The organism is Streptomyces sp. NPDC090077 (genome assembly GCF_044747545.1).
Taxonomy (GTDB): domain Bacteria; phylum Actinomycetota; class Actinomycetes; order Streptomycetales; family Streptomycetaceae; genus Streptomyces.
This window is the reverse complement of sequence record NZ_JBIVEG010000009.1, coordinates 40,726-61,012: the sequence shown is the minus strand read 5'-3', so window position 1 is coordinate 61,012 and position 20,287 is coordinate 40,726. Positions and strand designations below refer to the sequence as shown.

Genomic DNA, 20,287 nt, shown 5'->3' with positions numbered 1-20,287 from the left:
ACCGGCCGCGCCGTCCGGGCTACCCTGGGCGGCGTGAAGGTCCTCGTCATCGGCGGCGGCGCCCGCGAACACGCCCTGTGCCGCTCTCTGTCCCTCGACCCCGACGTCTCCGCGCTGTACTGCGCCCCCGGCAACGCCGGCATCGCCGAGGTGGCGGAGCTGCGCCCGGTCGACGCCCTCGACGGCGCGGCGGTCGCCGCCCTCGCCACCGAACTCGGCGCCGGCCTGGTCGTCGTCGGCCCGGAGGCGCCGCTGGTCGCCGGAGTCGCCGACGCCGTCCGCGCGGCCGGCATCCCGGTCTTCGGGCCGTCCGCCGAGGCCGCGCAGCTGGAGGGCTCCAAGGCCTTCGCCAAGGACGTGATGGCCGCGGCCGGGGTCCCGACCGCGCGCAGCTACGTCTGCACCACCGCCGAGGAGGTCGACGCGGCCCTCGACGCCTTCGGCGCCCCGTACGTGGTCAAGGACGACGGCCTCGCCGCCGGCAAGGGCGTCGTCGTCACCGAGGACCGTGCCGTCGCCCGGGACCACGCGCTGGCCTGCGACCGGGTCGTCATCGAGGAGTACCTCGACGGCCCCGAGGTCTCCCTCTTCGCCATCACCGACGGCGTCACCGTGCTGCCGCTGCAGCCCGCGCAGGATTTCAAGCGCGCGCTCGACGGCGACCAGGGCCCCAACACCGGCGGCATGGGCGCGTACTCCCCGCTCCCGTGGGCCGACCCGAAGCTGGTCGACGAGGTCATGGAGCTGGTCCTCCAGCCGACCGTGGACGAGCTCCGCCACCGCGGCACCCCCTTCTCCGGGCTGCTCTACGCGGGCCTGGCCATCACCAGCCGCGGCACCCGCGTCATCGAGTTCAACGCCCGCTTCGGCGACCCCGAGACCCAGGTGGTCCTGGCCCGGCTGCGCACCCCCCTCGCGGGCGTGCTGCTGAACGCCGCGAACGGCACCCTGAGCTCCCTCCCGGCGCTGAACTGGAGCGACGACGCGGCCGTCACGGTGGTCGTCGCCTCCCACAACTACCCGGACACCCCGCGCACCGGAGACCCCATCGAGGGCCTCGGCGAGGTGGCGGCCGAGGACGCGCCCGACGCGTACGTGCTGCACGCCGGGACCCGGCGCGAGGGCGACGCCGTCGTCAGCGCGGGCGGTCGGGTCCTCTCGGTCACGGCGACCGGTTCCGACCTGGCGCAGGCGCGGGAGAAGGCGTATAAGGCGGTCGGGCGGATCAAGCTCGACGGTTCCCAGCACCGTACGGACATTGCCGCCAAGGCGGCCGAAGGCCGCTGACCAGCACGGCCGTAACGACGCGGGCCCGGGGCGCGGAGACGCGCACCGGGCCCGCGCGTGCGTACGCGTGCGACTGCATCCGGCCGCCTTCGAACGCAGCCACCTTTACCCAAAGCCATTCCATCGGGTGATCGTCACCCGGACTGCCTGACGTCCGCCCCCGCCCCAACTAGGGTGCGGCGCAAGCATTCCGGCACATGGCCCACCGGCATTGCGATGTCAGTGGCGGGTGTCACAGTGGGGGAGTGAGCAAAGCCGCCGCAGGGCAGAGGGGGTGAGGTCCGGCCGTGTCCGGAACCGGTTCGATCGCAGAAGTGGGCGCGCCGTCCGCGCGTTCCCGGGCCCTCGCCGTGCTGCGGGTCCGCAGCAGGGCCACGGCCGCGGTGCTGCTGCCCGCCGCCCTGGCGGTGGTGCTCGTCGCCGCCCGGATGACGGGGCGGCTGGCCGGCGACCCCTGGCCGGCGGTGACCCTGGCCGTCTGCGCGGTGGCCGCGCTGGTGCTGCTCGCGGGCGGCATATTCGGTGCGGTGGTGCTGCGCGCGGGTCCCGCCGTGACCCCGACGGTGCCGCTGCCGGAAGCCGCGGCCCCCGACCTCTACCGGCTCGTACGGGACCTGGCCGACCGGATGGACGTCCCCGCGCCCTCCGCGATAGCCCTCACCCCGGACTGCGACAGCTGGCTGGAGGACCGCACCCACGCCGCCCACCGCCGCACCGGCAGGGGCACCGGCCCCGAGTGCGAGCCCGGCGCGGCCCCCGTGCTGGTGATCGGCTCCCCGTTCCTGTGGTGGATGCGCGTCGCGGAGCTGCGGGCCGTCCTCGCACCCGTCGTCGCCGGTACGGGCCCCTCCGCGCACCCGGACATAGCCGACGCGCGCGGCTTCGTCCGCGGGCTCGACGCGGCGGCGGACATCGGCGGCAGGCCCGGCCTGGGCTGGATCGGCCGCCCGGCCCGGCTGCTGCTGCGGCTGTGCCGGACCGACGCCGCCGAGATGGAGCGCGGGGTGGCCGCGGCCGCCTCCGACCGCGCCCAGGAGGTGGACTACGGGCTGCGCATCGTCGCCCAGGAGCAGGTGGGCCTCGCCTACGCGGGCTGGGACCGGCTGCTGACCCGGGTCGCGCTGCCCGCCTGGCGGATGGGCCGCTGGCCGGCACACCTGGACGCCGGGGTGGTCTCCGCCCTGACCGAGCTGTCCCGGCGGGACCGGCTGGCCGAGGGGTTCACCTCGCGGCTCGGCGAGCGCCCCGCCTGCGACCTGCTGGAGCAGCCCGGCGTGGTCGACGAGGCCGCCTCCCTGCTGGCGGCCCGGCTGTTCCACGGCGGCCCGGCCGAGGCGGGGCCGGACTGGTCCCCCGTGGACTGGGCGGCGTACCCGCAGGAGGTCGTGGACCGGAAGTGGCGCACCGAGGCGGCCCGCCTGCACGCCGCCCTGGACGCGCTGTCCGTCCCCGCGGACCTGGCACCGCCCGCCGGCGCCCCGGCCCGGCCGGAAGGCTCCACGGCCCCCGCGGAGCCGGTCCCCGTGACCACGGGCGCCCCCGCCCCGGCCGGAGCGCCCGTCGGCGCCGCCCCGGGCGGCCCCGGCGGCCCCACGGCCCCCGCCGCAGCCCGCCCCGCGGACCGGGCCGCCCCGGCCGGTCCGGTGCCCCCGGGCGGGCCGACGCTGGAGCGGGTCCTCGGCTACCTCACCGACCCCGCCGGGGACGGCGCGGCCGGGGAGGCCCTCGCCGGGCGGCTCAGCGGCGACCTGGCCCGGGAGGAGCGCGCCGCCGGAGCCGGCCGGCCCCGGCCGAGCGGCGGGGCGGACACGCTGCCGCTGTTCCCGCTCCAGCCCCCGCGCAGCGGCCGGGACCTGCTCGCCGACCACGTCACCGCCCTGGTGTGCTGCGCCGCCGTGGACTCGGCCGGCGCGGGCCCCGGCCTGGACTGGCTGGACGGCCCGGTGCTGCTGGTCGGTGGGGAGCGCCGCGCGGACCTCGCCCCCCGGGTGCTCTCCCTCGTCGAGGACGGGGACCCGGCCCCCCTGCGCGACTGGCTCGCGGAGGTCGGCGTACTGCCCGAGAAGCCCGTGCGCCTCCTCTGAGCCGCCCGTCCGCCGTCCGCCGTACGTTCCGGTCACGTCAATTCACGACGAACGGTGACGGAGTGAGTGCGTTATGTGATGTGCTTGGGACCGGTCGCGGAAGGGTGTCCGAAAACCCGCCGCGCACGTGACCGGAGCAAACACGTTCGGGGGAGCGAGGGAGGGGAGCGGTAATGGGTGCGGACCAGATCCGGCGTTGGGAGTCGGGTGCGCTCGCGCACGCGGTGACCGATCCCTTCGGCCAGGGCCCCCTGCCCTGGTTCCGGGGCAGCGAGCTGTACTTCGACGACACCGGCCAGGTCGTCCCCTGGTACGTGGACCCGGCCGTGGCCACCCCCGGCCAAAAGCCCGGCGTCCCCGCCCAGGGCCCCCGCGGCGGCGGCCCCCGCACCGCCGACGACGTCCACCGGCAGATCAAGGGCTTCGCCTCCACCGGCGCCGTCGCCCCCGGCGAGGCCATCGACTTCCACGTCACCGTCGACCCGCCCCAGCAGTTCTCGGTCGACGTCTACCGCATCGGCCACTACGGCGGCGACGGCGCCTCGAAGATCACCACCAGCCCCAGGCTGTCCGGCATCGTCCAGCCGGCCCCGCTCACCGCCGACCGGACCGTCTCCTGCCACCACTGGTGGCTCTCCTGGCGGCTCCAGGTGCCCTCGTACTGGAGCATCGGCGCCTACGTGGCCGTCCTCACCACCGCCGACGGCTACCGCTCCCACATCCCCTTCACGGTCCGCGACGACCACCCCGCGGACCTCCTGCTGCTGCTCCCGGACATCACCTGGCAGGCCTACAACCTCTACCCCGAGGACGGCCGCACGGGCGCCAGCCTCTACCACGCCTGGGACGAGCAGGGCCGGCTGCTCGGCGAGCGCGACGCCGCCATCACCGTCTCCTTCGACCGCCCCTACGCGGGCGCCGGCCTGCCCCTGCACGTGGGCCACGCCTACGACTTCATCCGCTGGGCCGAGCGCTACGGCTACGACCTCGCCTACGCCGACACCCGCGACCTGCACGCCGGCCGCGTCGACCCGACCCGCTACCGGGGCCTGGTCTTCCCCGGCCACGACGAGTACTGGTCGGTGCCCATGCGCCGCACCGTCGAGCGGGCCCGCGACCACGGCACCTCCCTCGTCTTCCTCTCCGCGAACACGATGTACTGGCAGGTCGAGCTGTCCCCCTCGCCCTCCGGGGTCGAGGACCGGCTGCTGACCTGCCGAAAACGGCGCGGCCCCGGCCGTTCCAGCCTGTGGCGCGAGATCGACCGCCCCGAGCAGCAGCTGCTCGGCATCCAGTACGCGGGGCGGGTCCCCGAGCCCGCGCCGCTGGTCGTCCGCAACGCCTCGCACTGGCTCTGGGACTCCACCGGCGCCGCGGAGAACGACGAGCTCGACGGGCTGGTCGCAGGGGAGGCCGACCGCTACTTCCCGCGCACCCAGCTCCCCGAGCACCAGGACCGCATGCTGCTCGCGCACTCCCCCTACCTCGACGGCGAGGGGGCCAAGCGCCACCAGGAGACCTCCCTGTACCGGGCCCCGAGCGGGGCCCTGGTCTTCGCGTCCGGCACCTTCGCCTGGTCCCCGGCGCTCGACCGCCCCGGGCACGTGGACGAGCGGGTCCAGCGGGCGACGGCGAACCTCCTCGACCGGATCTGCAAGCGGGACTGAGCCGCCCGCTCCGGGGCGGGCGCACCCCCTGCCCCGGGCACGGCACCCCGTGCGGGAGAATGGTCCCGCGCTCGTACAGAACCACAGGGAGACCCCGTGCCCGGATTCGTCGAAAAGCCCGAGCCGGTGCAGGTGCCCGGCCTCGCCCACCTCCACACCGGCAAGGTCCGCGACCTCTACCGTGACGAGGACGGCAACCTCGTGATGGTCGCCAGCGACCGCATCTCCGCCGCCGACTGGGTGCTGCCCACCGAGATCCCGGAGAAGGGCCGCATCCTGACGCAGCTCTCCCTCTGGTGGTTCGAGCAGCTCGCCGACCTGGTCCCCAACCACGTCATCGGCACCGACCTGCCCGCCGGCGCCCCCGCCGACTGGGCGGGCCGCACGCTGGTCTGCAAGAGCCTCGACATGGTCCCCGTCGAGTGCGTGGCCCGCGGCTACCTGACCGGCTCCGGCCTCAAGGAGTACGTCCAGTCCCGCACGGTCTGCGGACTCGCCCTCCCCGAGGGCCTGGTGGACGGCTCCGAGCTGCCCGCCCCGATCTTCACTCCGGCCGCCAAGGCCGAGGTCGGCGACCACGACGAGAACGTCTCCTACGAGGAGGTCGCCCGCACCACCGGCGCCGAGACGGCGGCACTGCTGCGCCAGACCACCCTCGCCGTGTACGGGCGGGCCCGCGACATCGCCCGCGAGCGCGGCATCATCCTGGCCGACACCAAGTTCGAGTTCGGCTTCGACAAGGACGGCGTGCTCGTCGCCGCCGACGAGGTCCTCACCCCGGACTCCTCCCGCTTCTGGCCGGCCGACCAGTGGCAGCCGGGCCGCACGCAGCCCTCGTTCGACAAGCAGTACGTCCGCGACTGGCTGGCCTCCCCGGCCTCCGGCTGGGACTCCAAGGGCGAGCTCCCGCCGCCGGTTCTCCCGCAGGAGGTCGTGGCGCAGACCCGCGCCAAGTACGTCGAGGCCTACGAGCGCCTCACCGGCCAGACCTGGAGCTGACACGACGAAGGCCCCGATCAACCGATCGGGGCCTTCGTTCACTGAGCGGACAACGCGACTCGAACGCGCGACATCCACCTTGGCAAGGTGGTGCTCTACCAACTGAGCTATGTCCGCCTGTGCGCCGTAGCGCGAGAACCACTATACCCAACCCCGCTGCCGTGCGAGACGCACTGCCGTGTGCCGGTTCTCCGCGCCGAGTTTCGTCGCCGCCGACGACAGGTAGTTGCGCACGGTCCCCTGCGAGAGCGAGGCCCGCTCCGCGATCTCCGCGATCGGCGCCCCGTCCGCCGCGAGTTCCAGCACCTCCGCCTCGCGGGCGGTCAGCGGGGAGTCGCCCGCGCTGATCGCGTCGGCCGCCAACTCCGGGTCCACGTACCGGCCTCCGGCGTGGACCGTGCGGATCAGCTCGGCCAGCCGCTGCGCCGAGACCGTCTTCGGCGCGAAGGCCCGCACCCCCGCCGCGAGCGCCCGCTTCAGGTGCCCGGGGCGTCCGTGACTGGTCACGATCATGGTTTTGCAGTCGGGCAGTTCGGCCCGCAGGGATGTGGCCACGCTCACACCGTCCGCGCCCGGCATCTGGAGGTCCAGCACCGCCACGTCCGGCCGGTGCGCCCGCGCCATCGCCAGCGCCTCCGGCCCGGAGGCCGCCTCGGCGACGACCACGAGGTCGTCCTCCAGGGCCAGCAGCGCGGCCAGCGCGCCCCGGATCAGGTGCTCGTCGTCGGCCAGAAGTACGCGTACGGGGCTCACGCCCGCACCTCCACTCGTCGTGTGTCCAGGGGCACCTCGGCCCGCAGCCGGAACCGGCCGCCCTCGGCCGGCCCCGCCAGCAGGGTCCCGTCCACCGCCGCGAGCCGCTCCCGCAGCCCCGCGAGCCCGGATCCGGGCATTCCGGCGGGGGTCTCGGGCACCCCGTCGTTCTCCACCAGCAGCGTCACGGCACCCGGATCCTCCTGGGCGGTCAGCCGGATCAGGCAGCTGCGCGCGTCCCCGTGCCGCAGGACGTTCGTCGTCGCCTCCCGGACCACCCAGCCCAGGGCCGACTGCACCTCGGCCGGCAGCTGCCGCCCGGCCGTCCCGTACTCGACCCGGCAGTCCATCCCGGCCGCGCTCAGCACCCCGCGCGCGCCCTCCAGCTCCACCGCGAGGTCCGCCTCCCGGTAGCCGCGCACGACGTCGCGCACCTCCCGCTGCGACTCGCGCGCGATCCGCTGCACCTCGATCATCTGGTCGACGGCCTCGGGGCGTTCGCGCCGGGCCAGCTGCACGGCCAGTTCGCTCTTGAGGGCGATCACCGCCAGGTTGCGGCCCATCACGTCGTGCAGGTCCCGCCCGAACCGCAGCCGCTCCTCGGCGACCGCCAGCTGCGCCTGGACCTCCCGGGCACGGTCGAGTTCGTAGACGGTGCGCAGCAGCCAGCCGGAGAACCCGCAGGTGAAGGCGAGGAAGACGCCGGCCACCAGGACGGCGACGAAGTACCCGAGGATCTCCTCGAGCGGCAGGCCGAGCGCGGCGACGATCGCCGCGGACCCGACCGCGGCGACCAGGGGGACGTACTTCATGTGGGGGACCTTCTCCACGGCGAGGACGAGGGATCCGCAGCCGAAGCAGGTCACCCCCACCACCAGGCCGGGGGCCACGGATTCGTCGAGGCCGCCGAACCGGCGCAGGAACACGAAGAGGAGCACGGACGCGGCGGTGGCGGCCGTCGTGACCACCGCGAGCCGGACCGGGCGTTCGGCCCGGCCGCACACGGCGTCCAGGGACTTGGACGAGAGGAAGCCGACGAGGACGGAGTGGGCGACGACCACGAGGAGGCACGCGAGGGCGAGCGGCCGCGAGGTGCGGCTCCCCGCATCGCCGAGGAAGCCCATCAGCCCGAAGGACACGATCTCGATCAGCACGAACAGGTGGAAGGACCAGCGCGTGTACACCTCGACCTTGCCCGCGCTGCTGCGCCTCTTCCACCACCCGGTCAGCTTCGACACGGCCCGTCCCCCCGGTTCTTCGCTCTGGTCAGCGTCGCGGCTCCCAGCGGAACCACCGCTGGACAGCAAACACCGTGATGATCATCCAGGCCAGCGTGGTGAGCGCGGCCCCCAGGAGGTCGTACCCCGCTGCGCCGCCGCTCCAGCCGCCGCGGACGAGCGTCATCACGCCGCTGAGGGGCAGCAGTTCGCACACCGAGGCCACGACGTCGGGCATCGCGTCGGTCGACGCGAACACCCCCGAGCCGATCATCGTCACGAGGAACAGCGGCAGGGTGGTCAGTCCCGCGGTCTCCACGTTGCGGGTGAACGTGCTGGTGAGCGCGGCCAGTCCGGCGAGCAGCGGCAGCGCGGCGAGCACGCCGGCCGCCACCAGCGCCGGGTTGTCGGGCATCGGCGCGCCCAGCACCGAGGCGCCCGCCACGGTGAGCGCGGTGATCTGCGCGAGGGCGATGGCCGCGGCGGGCAGCGCCGTCCCGGCGAGGATCTCCAGGTCGCCGGCCTCCCCGGTGCGCAGCCGCTTCAGCACGAGCTCCTCGCGGCGGGCCACGTACGCCGAGACCAGGTTCATGTAGACGACCAGCAGCAGCACCATCCCGATGCCGCCGGTGAGGGTGGCCTCGGCGACGGCGGCCGCGGTGTCCCCGTCGACGGTGGAGCGCAGGATGAACACCATCAGGGCGGGCAGCAGCACGGCCACGCTCAGGGCGGCCCGGTTGCGCAGCAGGAGGGTCAGTTCGGACCGGCCGAGTGCGGCGAGCCGGCCGGGGTTCAGGGTCATGCTGCTCATCGGGTCCCCGCCATCGTGTCGTCGTGGGCAAGCGTGCCGGTGCCCGCGTGGCGGCGGTTCCGGGCGATCTCCAGGAAGGCCTCCTCCAGGGAGGCGTGGCGGGCGTCGAGCCCGGCCAGGGCCACGCCGGCGTCCTCGGCCCAGCGCAGCAGGGTGCCGAGGTCGTGCTGGAGCCGTTCGGTGCGGACCTCGACCTGCTGTCCGTCGGCCGCCGCGCGCAGCTCCAGCGGCAGCCGGGCGGCGGGGATCCCGGCGGGCAGGGTGAAGCGGATCCGGGACGGCTGGGTGGCCGTCACCTCCGCGGGGGTGCCGGACAGCACCAGTTCCCCCTCGTGCAGGATCGCGAGCCGGTCGGCGAGCTGCTCGGCCTCCTCCAGGTAGTGCGTGGTCAGCAGCACGGTGGTGCCCTGCGCCCGCAGTTCCCGTACGAGGGCCCAGGTGTCCCGGCGGCCCTCGGGGTCCATCCCGGTGGTCGGCTCGTCGAGGAAGAGCACTTCCGGCCGGCCCAGCAGGGCGAGCGCGAGGTCGAGCCGCCGACGCTCGCCGCCGGACAGCTGCTTGACGCGTACGGAGGCCCGTGCGGCCAGTCCGACCAGCTCCAGCACCTCCGCCGCCGGGCGGGCGCCGGTGGTGACCCCGCTCCACATCCGGACGGTCTCGGTGACCGACAGGTCCGAGGGGAAGCCGCCCTCCTGGAGCATGACCCCGGTCCGCGGGCGGACCTCGGCCCGCCGGGTGTGGGGGTCGAGCCCGAAGACGCGGACCCGTCCGCCCGTCGGGGCGGCGAGCCCTTCGAGCAGCTCGACCGTGGAGGTCTTGCCGGCGCCGTTGGTGCCGAGCAGGGCGAAGACCTCGCCGCGCGCCACGGAGAAGGAGACGCCCCGGACGGCTTCGAAGCCCCCGGCGTAGCCGCGGCGCAGTTCCTCTGCCTGGATCACTGTGTCGGTGGTCATGGCTCAAGCCTCGCGGCGGCCCGGCGGGCGGAGCAGTGCGCGCTGTCACCGCCCGCGATGACATTTGTCATCGGGCGTGACCCGCGCCACAAAAGGCGAAAGGGGCGGGGGGAAATGGCGAAGGCCCCCATCGGATTCCGATGGGGGCCTTCGCTCACTGAGCGGACGACGCGACTCGAACGCGCGACATCCACCTTGGCAAGGTGGTGCTCTACCAACTGAGCTACGTCCGCATCTCGCTACGACCTGGGCCGTTGCGATGCGAGCACTACTCTACCTGATCCACAACCGTGGTCGGTAAAGCCGTGCAGAGCGGGTGACAGGGATTGCACACTGCGCCTCCCCCCTGGAAGGGGGGTGTTCTGCTACTGAACTACACCCGCACGACTTCGGGGTTCTTGCCTTTCGGCCTGGCCCCTCGGCGTGATCCACACACTAGCCGATCGGAGGGGGTGCATGGCAAATCCGGTTCGGCGGACCACCGACGGCCGGCCGCCCGGTGGTCACCGGACGGCCGGCCGTAGGTCAGTGGGCGGCCTCGTACGCGCTGTAGACGGTCTTGGGGATGCGGCCCCGCGGCGGCACGTCGTGCCCGTGGGAGCGGGCCCAGGCGCGCACGACCGCCGGGTCGGGCGCGATCGACGTCGTCTTGAAGGTCTTCCCCGAGCGGGACCGGCGGCGGCCGGCGGCCACGAAGGGGGCCAGGCTCTTCCGCAGTTTCTTTGCGTTGGCCGCATTGAGGTCGATCTCGTACGACTTACCGTCCAGGGCGAACGTGACCGTTTCCGCCGCTTCCCCGCCGTCGAGGTCGTCGGAGATCGTGACTACTACGCGCTGCGCCACGGATATCGGTCCCTTCGTGCGCCGTCGCCGCCCGCTGACGTGCGGTGATGTCGCCTCTGTGGTTGTTTCGGTGGAATACGTCAAACCGTGGGAATCCCGGCTGATTCCTTTGTACCGCGATTCCCATTGAATTGCGAAGCCCAGTTAATTGTCTCCGCGTGTCCCGTCGCAATGCCGAGGGCGTGGTTTTCCGGTGGATTTTGCGAAGCGTTGGTGAAGCCGAAACGCCGGGAGGTTCGGACTCCGCGCATATCTACCCGCGTAGAAATTTCGGGCGGGTACGCTGAGGGAACCGCCTTCGCACCAACCACCTCATCGGGAGTGCCAGTGGCACGCGTCGTAGTCGACGTCATGCTCAAGCCGGAGATCCTCGACCCCCAGGGCCAGGCGGTGCAGCGTGCACTGCCGCGCCTGGGCTTCGATGGGATCGCCGACGTCCGCCAGGGGAAGCGTTTCGAACTGGAGGTGGAGGGACCGGTCGACCAGGCCGCCCTCGACCGCATCCACAAGATGGCCGAAACGTTCCTCGCCAACACCGTCATCGAAGACTTCACCGTGAAGGTCGAGGCCTGACGGTGACCACACGCATCGGAGTCGTCACGTTCCCCGGAACGCTCGACGACCGTGACTCGCTGCGCGCCGTCCGCCTCGCGGGGGCCGAGCCGGTCTCGCTCTGGCACCGCGACAAGGACCTGCACCAGGTCGACGCGGTCGTCCTCGCGGGCGGCTTCTCCTACGGGGACTACCTGCGCGCCGGAGCCATCTCCCGGTTCTCGCCGGTGATGGAGACCATCATCGAGCAGGCCAAGGCCGGCATGCCCGTCCTCGGCATCTGCAACGGCTTCCAGGTCCTCACCGAGGCCCACCTGCTGCCGGGGGCGATGCTCCGCAACAACCACCTCCACTTCATCTGCCGCGACCAGAAGCTGCGGGTGGAGAACGCGGACACCGCGTGGACCGGCGACTACACCGCCGGCCAGGAGATCTCCGTACCGCTCAAGAACATGGACGGCCGGTACGTCGCCGACGAGCGCACGCTCGACGAACTGGAGGCCGAAGGCCGAGTGGCCTTCCGGTACCTGGACGTGAACCCCAACGGCTCGCTGCGCGACATCGCCGGCATCACCAACGCCGCGGGCAACGTCGTCGGCCTCATGCCGCACCCCGAGCACGCGGTCGAGCCGCTCATCGGGACCGGCCGCACCGACGGCCTCCCGTTCTTCACGTCGGTCCTGAAGAAGCTGGTCAGCGCATGAGCCTCGACACCGTAAAGAACGCCACCGAGACCCCGGACGCCTCCCAGCCCTGGAAGGAGCTCGGCCTCAAGGAGGACGAGTACGCCCGGATCCGCGAGATCCTCGGCCGCCGTCCCACCGGCGCCGAGCTCGCCATGTACTCCGTCATGTGGTCCGAGCACTGCTCGTACAAGAGCAGCAAGGTCCACCTGAGGCAGTTCGGCGAGAAGGTCCCCGAGAACGACGCCATGCTCGTCGGCATCGGCGAGAACGCCGGCGTCGTCGACGTGGGCCAGGGCTACGCGGTCACCTTCAAGGTCGAGTCGCACAACCACCCGTCGTACATCGAGCCCTACCAGGGCGCGGCCACCGGCATCGGCGGCATCGTCCGCGACATCCTCGCGATGGGCGCCCGCCCGGTCGCGGTCGTGGACCCGCTGCGCTTCGGCGCGGCCGACCACCCCGACACCAAGCGCGTCCTGCCGGGCGTCGTCGCCGGCATCGGCGGCTACGGCAACTGCCTGGGCCTGGCCAACATCGGCGGCGAGGTCGTCTTCGACGAGTGCTACCAGGGCAACCCGCTGGTCAACGCCGGCTGCATCGGCGTGATGAAGCACGAGGACATCCACCTCGCCCAGGCCTCCGGCCCCGGCAACAAGGTCATCCTCTACGGCGCCCGCACCGGCGGCGACGGCATCGGCGGCGTCTCGGTCCTCGCGTCCGAGACCTTCGACGACACCAAGCCCACCAAGCGCCCCGCGGTGCAGGTCGGCGACCCCTTCCAGGAGAAGCTCCTCATCGAGTGCACCCTGGAGATCTTCAAGGAGAAGCTGGTCGCCGGCATCCAGGACCTCGGCGGCGCCGGGCTCTCCTGCGCCACCTCCGAGCTGGCCTCCGCCGGCTCCGGCGGCATGCGGGTCGAGCTCGACACCGTGCCGCTGCGCGACGCGACGCTCTCGCCCGAGGAGATCCTCATGAGCGAGTCGCAGGAGCGCATGTGCGCGATCGTCGAGCCGCAGCACGTCGAGCGCTTCATGGAGATCTGCGAGAAGTGGGACGTCATCGCCACCGTCATCGGTGAGGTGACCGACGGCGAGCGCCTGGAGATCTTCTGGCACGGCGAGCAGATCGTGGACGTGCCCCCGGGCACCGTCGCCCACGAGGGCCCGGTCTACGAGCGCCCGTACGCCCGCCCCTCCTGGCAGGACGCACTCCAGGCCGACGACGCGGGCCGACTGCCCCGCCCGGCGACCTCCGAGGAGCTCCGCGCGCAGGTCCTGGCCCTGGTCTCCTCCCCGAACCAGGCCTCCAAGTCCTGGGTCACCGACCAGTACGACCGCTTCGTGCAGGGCAACACCGTGCTCTCGCAGCCCGAGGACGCGGGCATGGTCCGCATCGACGAGGAGACCAACCTCGGCGTGGCCATGGCCACCGACGGCAACGGCCGCTACGCCAAGCTCGACCCGTACGCGGGCGCGCAGCTGGCCCTGGCGGAGTCGTACCGCAACGTCGCCGCGACCGGCGCCAAGCCCCTCGCCATCTCCAACTGCCTGAACTTCGGCTCCCCCGAGGACCCGGACGTCATGTGGCAGTTCGCCGAGGCCACCCGCGGCCTCGCGGACGGCTGCCTGGAGCTGGGCACCCCGGTGACCGGCGGCAACGTCTCCCTCTACAACCAGACGGGCGAGGTCGCGATCCACCCGACCCCGGTCGTGGCGGTCCTCGGCGTCATCGACGACGTCAACCGCCGTACGCCGATGGCGTTCGCGGAGGCCGGCCAGCTGCTGTACCTGCTCGGCGACACCGCCGAGGAGTTCGGCGGTTCGGCCTGGTCGCAGGTGGTCCACAACCACCTCGGCGGCATGCCGCCCAAGGTGGACCTGGGCCGCGAGAAGCTGCTCGGCGAGATCCTGATCTCCGCCTCGCGCGACGGCATGATCGACGCCGCGCACGACCTGTCCGACGGCGGCCTGGTCCAGGCGCTCACCGAGTCCTGCCTCAAGGGCGGCAACGGTGCGCGCGTGGTGGTCCCCGAGGGCCTGGACGCCTTCACCTTCCTGTTCTCCGAGTCCGCGGGCCGCGCCGTCGTGGCCGTCCCGCGCAGCGAGGAGCTCCGCTTCACCGACATGTGCGGTGCGCGGGGCCTGCCGGCCGCCCGCATCGGTGTGGTCGACGGCGACGCGATCGAGGTCCAGGGCGAGTTCACGCTCCCGCTGGCCGAGCTCCGCGAGGCCCACGAGGCGACGATCCCGGGCCTGCTGGCCTGATCCCGCGCTCCGACCGAGCCCCCGTCCGGACCTTCCGGGCGGGGGCTCGGCGTTGTGCCCGGCAGACTCTTGTACGGAGTTACGTAATCACGTAACTTCGAAACATGGAGCCGGAGCTGGAAGAACGGGTCGCCGAGCTGGAGCGCCGGCTGACCGCACTCGAAGGAGCGGGCCCGCGCCCGCCGCAGCCGCCCGCCGAGGACGACTTCTGGGCGCTGGAGGGCTGGAAGGCGCGGCTCGCCGCACTCGGATCCGACACCGGAGGGGTCCTGTTCACCGGGGCCGTCACCCTGCCCACCGGCGAGCGCTACGACTGGCAGCAGGGCTCTCCGACCGCGGACCTCCTCGACCCGGAGGCCGACGGCGGCCGCACCGCCGACTCCCTCGCCGCCCTCGGCCACCCCGTACGGCTGCGCCTGCTGCGGGAGGTCCTGGCCGGACGGCGCACCGTCGCGGAACTCACCGCCCTCGACGGCGTCGGCACCAGCGGGCAGGTCTACCACCACCTGCGCCAGCTCACCGCCGCCGGCTGGCTGCACCCGGCCGGCCGGAGCCGCCACGAGGTCCCCGCCGGACGGGTGGTCCCGCTCCTCGTCCTGCTCTCCGCCGCGACCCCCTGAGGAGCGATCCCGTGCCCAAGCCCTTCCACGTGCTCTACCGGATCCTGCTGACCGCCTCCTTCGCGATGATCGCCGCCGACCTCACCGTCGGACTGCCCTTCGGCATGGTCTGGTTCGCGGTGTGCGCCGGTACGGGCGCGGCCCTGTGCCTCGCCGTGGGCGCGGGCGCGGCGCGCGGCGCCCGCACCGGGGAGACCGCCCGCACGATCGACCCCCCGGTCGGCGGCCGCTGGTCCGCGCTCAACAGCCCGGCCGACCGGGTCCCCAGCCACGGCACCCACCGCTACGGACAGGCCTGCGCCATCGACCTCGTGGCCGAGCCGGAGCCCGGATCGGGCCGGCAGCGCCCCGGCTTCGCCGCCCTGTGGCCGCTGACCCGCCCCCACTCCGACTTCCCGGCCTACGGCGCCCCGGTCCTCGCGGTGGCGGACGCGACCGTGGTCCGGGCGGACGACCGCCAGCGCGACCACCGCAGCCGCAACTCCTGGCCCGCCGCCCTGTGGCAGATGCTGCTCGCGGGCGGGGTCCGGGACCTCGGCGGCACCCGCTTCGTGCTCGGCAACCACGTGGTCCTGGACCTCGGCGACGGGGTCCACGCCCTCTACGCCCACCTGCGCCGCGGCTCCCTCACCGTCCGCCCCGGCGACCGCGTCACGGCCGGACAGCCGCTCGCCGAGTGCGGCAACTCCGGCAACTCCACCGAACCGCACGTCCACTTCCAGCTCATGGACGCCCCGGACCCCGACGTGGCCCACGGCCTGCCCTTCACCTGGCGCGGCATCGGGATCCCCGCCGCCGGCGAGGCCTTCGACACCCGGACCGGGGTCTGACCGGAGCCGCACCCGCCGCGCCCGCCCCCGAGTAGGGTCGGGACATGCCGCCCGCCAAGAAGAAGCCGCGCACCTACGACCAGGCGAAGATCCGCGCGGCCGTCACCGCGCAGTTCGGCCACGTGGCCCGCGGCGTCGGGGAGTTGACCCCCGAGCAACTCGCGCGGCCCAGCGGGCTCGGCGAGTGGAGCGTGGCCGAGCTCGCCGCGCACGTCGCATGGATCGCCGACTCCCTGGCCGTCGGCCTCGCCCGGCCGCCCGCCGCCGTCGCCGAGCTGACCGCCGTCGAATGGCCCTTCGCCACCGCCTCCCTCGCCGGGAAGATCTCCGAGGCCGCCCGGGAGACCCTGACCGGCGCCCCGCTCCCCGAGCTGTACGAGCGGGCCGGCGCCCGCCTCGCCGGGGCGCTGGAGGCCAACCCCGGCAGCCGGGTGCTGGACCTGTGGATCGGGGACATGACCCTGGCCGACTTCCTGGTCACCCGCACCGTCGAGCTGGTCGTCCACACCGACGACCTGAACCGCGCCACCGGCCTCGCGATCCCCCTCGAACGGCAGGCCCTCGCCGCCTGTACGCGGCTCCTCGTCGACGCCCTCGCGCTCAAGGCCCCCGGCGGTTCCGTCGAGGTACGGGTGCCCCCCTTCGCCGTGGTCCAGTGCGTGGAGGGCCCCCGCCACACCCGCGGCACCCCGCCGAACGTGGTGGAGACCGACCCGCTGACCTGGATCCGGCTCGCGACCGGCCGCACCGCCTGGGCCGCGGAACGGGACGCGGCACGGGTCAGCGCCAGCGGGGAGCGGGCCGACCTGTCCGGGCTCCTGCCCCTGATGGGCTGAGCGGGACGGAACCGGCCGGGCGCCGGCTCCGTCCCAGGGGCATGCGTACCCTCAGGCTCCTCACGACCGGCGCCCTGGCCCTCGTACTGGCGCTGACCGGCTGCACCTCGGACGGCCAGGACCGCGGCGACGCCGCCCTGACCGTGCAGACCTCCACCACGCCGCCCGTCCCGGACGCGCCGCTCACCGCGACCGCCTGGACCGTGCGCTCCGTCGCCGGGACCACCGCCCCCGGCGACCGGGAGGCACGCTTCACCCTCACCGCCGAGGGGCAGGCGAGCGGCACCCTGGGCTGCAACCGCTTCAGCGCCCCGGTCACCGTCGCCGGCACCACCGTCTCCTTCGGCCCGCTGACCAGCACCCGGATGGCGTGCGAGGGAGCGGCGGGAGAGCAGGAGCGGGCCCTGACCGCCCTCCTCGGCAGCGGACCCCTGACCTGGAAGGTCCAGGGCTCCACCCTCACCCTCACGGCCCCCGACGGCACCGCCGTCACCGCCGAGGCCGCCTCGGCCGCGGAGTGACCCGGACGCGGCCCGGGGGTCAGGCCGGGTAGGGCAGCAGCCCGGCGTCGACGGCCTCCCAGGCCCTGCGCAGCTCCGCCAGCCTGGCCGGCTCGACGGCCGCCTTGTCGGCCTGCTCCCGCACGTCCCCGGCCAGGTTGAACAGCTGGTCGCGCCCCGACTTGCCGCGGTAGTACTTCCAGTCGCCCCGGCGCAGCGCGCGCTCCCCGCGCACCCGCCAGAACAGGTTCCGCTCGGCGACCTTCTCGCCGCGCAGCAGGTACCCGGCCAGGCTCACCCCGTCCAGCGGGTACGCCGGGTGTGGCCGGGTCCCGGCCACCTCCAGCAGGGTCGCGGTCCAGTCCGGGCTGAACACGGGCACCCGGCTGACCTGGCCGCCGTCCAGCCGGTCGGGCCAGCGCAGGATGTTCGGCACCCGGATCCCGCCCTCCTGGAGCGAGGCCTTGTTGCCGGACAGCGGCCAGTTGTAGGAGAACCGCTCGCCGCCGTTGTCGCTGGAGAAGACCACCAGGGTGTTGTCCTCCTGGCCGGAGCGCTTCAGCGCCTTCAGCACCTCGCCGACCGACCGGTCGAGGTCCTCGACCATCTGCTTGTACTTCTCGACCGAGCCGCCGTCCTGGTGCCACAGCGCCCGGCCGTCGCCCGCCTTGATCCGACGGACGATCTCGGCGCTCTCGGCGGTGTCCCCGTCGGCGATCCACGGCCAGTGCGGGGTGGTGAAGTTCAGGTTCAGCAGCCAGGGCCTGCCGCCGTGGTCGCGCGAGACGTACTCGCTCGCCCGCTCCGTGATGATCCGCGTGTAGTAGCGCAGGTCCTTGTAGGTGGCGTCGCCCTCGTAGAGGTCGTACTCGCCGCCCAGGCCCAGCTTGGAGTAGTACTCCAGCGCCCCGCCGAAGTTCCCGAAGAACGTGTCCCAGCCGGACTTGGTGGGGCTGTAGTCGGGCAGGTAGCCGGCGTGCCACTTGCCGATCAGCGCGGTCGCGTAGCCGGCCTCCTTCAGCAGCGACGCCAGCGTCGGGTGCGTCGGGTCCAGGCCGGCCGACTTGTCGGCGATCGGCTCGGCCAGACCGCCCTTGGTACGGGCCGGGTAGCGCCCGGTGTACAGGCTGAAGCGGGTCGGGGAGCAGGTCGCGGAGCCCGAGTACGCGTCGGTGAAGCGGACCCCCTGGCGGGCCAGGCGGTCCAGGTTCGGGGTCTTGATGTGCGGGGAGCCGTACGAGGAGAGGTCGGCCCAGCCGAGGTCGTCCCCGAGGATGAACAGGATGTTCGGGCGGCGCGAGCGCCGGTCCCGCGCGGCCCGGAACTCACGCTCCTCCGGGGCCGCGTCACGGCCGTCGGCGGCCTGCGCCGGACCGGCGCCCAGCCCCACGGCGGCGGTGGCCGCGGTCACTCCGACGGCGCCTCCGAAGGCACGGCGGGACAGCTTGCTGTTGTACGAAGACACGGGAACTCCAAGGCGCGGCCCGGCCGCCCCTGCCCCGGGCGGGCGCGGGACGGCGCGCGGCACGGCAGGGCGGGGCTGGACGAGCGAAATCAGGAAGAAGGAGAAAGAGTTGTGACTACGCAGAACAGCGACAGATGGCGCTCGCGACACGGACCAGGTCTACGTGGCGGCGCTCGACGAGGGTGACGGCACGGTCACCGAGAGGCTGCATGGAGCGAGAGCCTGTACGAATTGCCTCGTAGCTGTCAACAAAGTGATCGGAATACGAGACGGCGCCGTCCCGTCACCCTCTGTGCTGTGAGATTTCCCGGCCGTCCCCAATTCGGACCAGTGGTCGATCTCGCCTACACTCGGTGGCGTGCCTCGTGGTGATGGACGACTCAACCACGACCTGCTCCCCGGCGAGAAGGGCCCCCAGGACGCTTGCGGCGTCTTCGGTGTCTGGGCTCCGGGTGAAGAGGTCGCCAAGCTCACCTACTTCGGACTGTATGCACTGCAGCACCGTGGACAAGAGTCCGCGGGAATCGCTGTGAGCAACGGTTCCCAGATCCTCGTCTTCAAGGACATGGGCCTCGTTTCCCAGGTCTTCGACGAAACCTCCCTCGGATCCCTCCAAGGTCATATCGCGGTCGGTCACGCCCGCTACTCGACCACCGGAGCCTCCGTCTGGGAGAACGCTCAGCCCACCTTCAGGGCGACCGCCCACGGCTCGATCGCCCTGGGTCACAACGGCAACCTGGTGAACACCGCCGAGCTCGCCGAGATGGTTGCCGACCTCCCCCGTCAGGACGGCCGCGCCACCCAGGTGGCCGCCACCAATGACACCGACCTCGTGACCGCCCTCCTCGCCGGACAGACCGACGAGGACGGCAAGCCCCTGACCATCGAGGAGTCGGCCGCCAAGGTCCTCCCGCAGGTCAAGGGCGCCTTCTCGCTCGTCTTCATGGACGAGGGGACCCTCTACACCGCCCGTGACCCGCAGGGCATCCGCCCGCTGGTCCTCGGCCGCCTGGAGCGCGGCTGGGTGGTCGCGAGCGAGACCGCCGCCCTCGACATCTGCGGAGCCAGCTTCGTCCGCGAGGTCGAGCCGGGCGAGCTCATCGCGATCGACGAGAACGGCCTGCGCACCTCGCGCTTCGCAGAAGCGAAGCCCAAGGGCTGCGTGTTCGAGTACGTCTACCTGGCGCGCCCGGACACCGACATCGCCGGCCGGAACGTCTACCTCTCGCGTGTCGAGATGGGCCGGCGCCTCGCCAAGGAGGCCCCGGTCGACGCCGACCTGGTGATAGCGACGCCGGAGTCCGGCACGCCCGCCGCGGTCGGATACGCCGAAGCCAGCGGTATCCCGTACGGCTCCGGCCTGGTCAAGAACGCCTACGTCGGCCGGACCTTCATCCAGCCCTCGCAGACGATCCGCCAGCTCGGCATCCGCCTCAAGCTCAACCCGCTCAAGGAAGTCATCCGGGGCAAGCGCCTCGTCGTCGTCGACGACTCGATCGTCCGCGGCAACACCCAGCGCGCCCTCGTGAAGATGCTCCGCGAGGCCGGTGCGGCCGAGGTCCACATCCGGATCTCCTCCCCGCCGGTGAAGTGGCCGTGCTTCTTCGGCATCGACTTCGCCACCCGGGCCGAGCTGATCGCCAACGGCATGACGGTCGACGAGATCGCCACGTCGCTGGGCGCGGACTCGCTCTCGTACATCTCGCTCGACTCGATGATCGAGGCGACCACCATCCAGAAGCCCAACCTCTGCCGTGCCTGCTTCGACGGCGAGTACCCCATGGAGCTGCCCGACCCGCAGCTCCTGGGCAAGCAGCTCCTGGAGAACGAGCTCGCGGGCGGCACCGACGCCGCCGACGCGCTCCGCCGCCCGTAGGCCCTTGGGCCGGCCCTCCCCGGGCCGGCCCGGCTCCACCTGCG

Annotated in this window: 19 protein-coding genes and 3 tRNA genes; 12 read left to right on the top strand and 10 right to left on the bottom strand. The window is 73.0% G+C overall.

Annotated elements, in window-relative coordinates:
* Positions 1–33 precede the first annotated feature (33 nt).
* The 4 genes from purD to ACIPW5_RS17220 all read left to right on the top strand — a co-directional run bounded on the left by purD (position 34) and on the right by ACIPW5_RS17220 (position 6,037).
* Positions 34–1,287 carry a phosphoribosylamine--glycine ligase gene (gene purD / locus ACIPW5_RS17235; protein ID WP_401245449.1) on the top strand — a complete coding sequence of 418 codons (1,254 nt, stop codon included), beginning with the start codon at positions 34–36 and terminating at the stop codon, positions 1,285–1,287.
* 287 nt (positions 1,288–1,574) lie between these two features.
* Positions 1,575–3,371 (top strand): hypothetical protein, encoded by a 1,797-nt coding sequence (locus ACIPW5_RS17230; RefSeq protein ID WP_401245447.1) that lies wholly within the window; start codon positions 1,575–1,577, stop codon positions 3,369–3,371.
* 173 nt (positions 3,372–3,544) lie between these two features.
* The gene (locus tag ACIPW5_RS17225) at positions 3,545–5,038 is read left to right on the top strand and encodes a N,N-dimethylformamidase beta subunit family domain-containing protein (RefSeq protein ID WP_401245445.1); all 1,494 of its coding nucleotides are present in this window, start codon (positions 3,545–3,547) and stop codon (positions 5,036–5,038) included.
* A 96-nt stretch (positions 5,039–5,134) separates the two neighbouring features.
* Entirely contained in the window at positions 5,135–6,037 is a 903-nt protein-coding gene (locus tag ACIPW5_RS17220) for a phosphoribosylaminoimidazolesuccinocarboxamide synthase (RefSeq protein WP_401245443.1), read from the top strand.
* A gap of 44 nt (positions 6,038–6,081) precedes the next feature.
* Here the strand turns inward: ACIPW5_RS17220 and ACIPW5_RS17215 are convergent.
* The 8 genes from ACIPW5_RS17215 to ACIPW5_RS17180 all read right to left on the bottom strand — a co-directional run bounded on the left by ACIPW5_RS17215 (position 6,082) and on the right by ACIPW5_RS17180 (position 10,614).
* Positions 6,082–6,154: transfer RNA gene (locus ACIPW5_RS17215), tRNA-Gly, on the bottom strand.
* A 24-nt stretch (positions 6,155–6,178) separates the two neighbouring features.
* Positions 6,179–6,790, bottom strand: a complete 612-nt coding sequence (locus ACIPW5_RS17210) for a response regulator (protein ID WP_401245442.1) — start codon at positions 6,788–6,790, stop codon at positions 6,179–6,181.
* Positions 6,787–8,028: a sensor histidine kinase gene (locus ACIPW5_RS17205; RefSeq protein WP_401245440.1), complete on the bottom strand. Its 1,242-nt coding sequence runs from the start codon at positions 8,026–8,028 to the stop codon at positions 6,787–6,789. Before ACIPW5_RS17205 ends, ACIPW5_RS17210 begins: the two co-directional genes overlap by 4 nt.
* Positions 8,029–8,056: 28 nt before the next feature.
* A complete protein-coding gene (locus ACIPW5_RS17200; RefSeq protein WP_401245438.1) occupies positions 8,057–8,818 on the bottom strand; it encodes an ABC transporter permease in 762 nt (253 codons plus the stop codon).
* Positions 8,815–9,771, bottom strand: a complete 957-nt coding sequence (locus ACIPW5_RS17195; protein WP_401245437.1) for an ABC transporter ATP-binding protein — start codon at positions 9,769–9,771, stop codon at positions 8,815–8,817. Before ACIPW5_RS17195 ends, ACIPW5_RS17200 begins: the two co-directional genes overlap by 4 nt.
* 160 nt (positions 9,772–9,931) lie before the next feature.
* Positions 9,932–10,004 (bottom strand) — tRNA-Gly (locus ACIPW5_RS17190).
* 78 nt (positions 10,005–10,082) lie between these two features.
* Positions 10,083–10,154, bottom strand: a tRNA-Gly gene (locus ACIPW5_RS17185).
* A gap of 142 nt (positions 10,155–10,296) precedes the next feature.
* The gene (locus tag ACIPW5_RS17180; RefSeq protein WP_401245435.1) at positions 10,297–10,614 is read right to left on the bottom strand and encodes an Lsr2 family protein; all 318 of its coding nucleotides are present in this window, start codon (positions 10,612–10,614) and stop codon (positions 10,297–10,299) included.
* Between the two features lie 327 nt (positions 10,615–10,941).
* Between ACIPW5_RS17180 and purS the strand changes: the two genes are divergently transcribed.
* From purS to ACIPW5_RS17145, 7 genes are all read left to right on the top strand, one after another.
* Positions 10,942–11,187, top strand: coding sequence for a phosphoribosylformylglycinamidine synthase subunit PurS (gene purS, locus ACIPW5_RS17175; RefSeq protein ID WP_042801325.1), 246 nt, complete (start codon positions 10,942–10,944; stop codon positions 11,185–11,187).
* A gap of 2 nt (positions 11,188–11,189) precedes the next feature.
* Positions 11,190–11,870 (top strand): phosphoribosylformylglycinamidine synthase subunit PurQ, encoded by a 681-nt coding sequence (gene purQ, locus ACIPW5_RS17170; RefSeq protein ID WP_125594811.1) that lies wholly within the window; start codon positions 11,190–11,192, stop codon positions 11,868–11,870.
* Positions 11,867–14,116, top strand: a complete 2,250-nt coding sequence (purL, locus tag ACIPW5_RS17165) for a phosphoribosylformylglycinamidine synthase subunit PurL (protein ID WP_401245433.1) — start codon at positions 11,867–11,869, stop codon at positions 14,114–14,116. Before purQ ends, purL begins: the two co-directional genes overlap by 4 nt.
* A 104-nt stretch (positions 14,117–14,220) precedes the next feature.
* Positions 14,221–14,736: an ArsR/SmtB family transcription factor gene (locus ACIPW5_RS17160; protein WP_401245431.1), complete on the top strand. Its 516-nt coding sequence runs from the start codon at positions 14,221–14,223 to the stop codon at positions 14,734–14,736.
* Between the two features lie 11 nt (positions 14,737–14,747).
* Positions 14,748–15,566: a M23 family metallopeptidase gene (locus ACIPW5_RS17155; protein WP_401245429.1), complete on the top strand. Its 819-nt coding sequence runs from the start codon at positions 14,748–14,750 to the stop codon at positions 15,564–15,566.
* A 44-nt stretch (positions 15,567–15,610) separates the two neighbouring features.
* On the top strand, positions 15,611–16,402 hold the full coding sequence (locus ACIPW5_RS17150; RefSeq protein WP_401245427.1) for a sterol carrier family protein: 792 nt from the start codon (positions 15,611–15,613) through the stop codon (positions 16,400–16,402).
* Positions 16,403–16,443: 41 nt separating this feature from the next.
* Complete coding sequence (locus tag ACIPW5_RS17145; protein ID WP_401245425.1) at positions 16,444–16,923, top strand: META domain-containing protein; 480 nt, start codon at positions 16,444–16,446, stop codon at positions 16,921–16,923.
* A 19-nt stretch (positions 16,924–16,942) separates the two neighbouring features.
* On the opposite strand, the gene ACIPW5_RS17140 is transcribed toward ACIPW5_RS17145, so the two are convergent.
* Positions 16,943–18,367, bottom strand: coding sequence for a sulfatase-like hydrolase/transferase (locus ACIPW5_RS17140; RefSeq protein ID WP_401245423.1), 1,425 nt, complete (start codon positions 18,365–18,367; stop codon positions 16,943–16,945).
* Between the two features lie 115 nt (positions 18,368–18,482).
* Positions 18,483–18,578, bottom strand: a complete 96-nt coding sequence (locus ACIPW5_RS17135) for a putative leader peptide (RefSeq protein ID WP_352211348.1) — start codon at positions 18,576–18,578, stop codon at positions 18,483–18,485.
* A 147-nt stretch (positions 18,579–18,725) separates the two neighbouring features.
* On the opposite strand from ACIPW5_RS17135, the gene purF reads away from it, so the two are divergent.
* The gene (gene purF, locus ACIPW5_RS17130) at positions 18,726–20,243 is read left to right on the top strand and encodes an amidophosphoribosyltransferase (RefSeq protein ID WP_385126559.1); all 1,518 of its coding nucleotides are present in this window, start codon (positions 18,726–18,728) and stop codon (positions 20,241–20,243) included.
* Positions 20,244–20,287 lie beyond the last annotated feature (44 nt).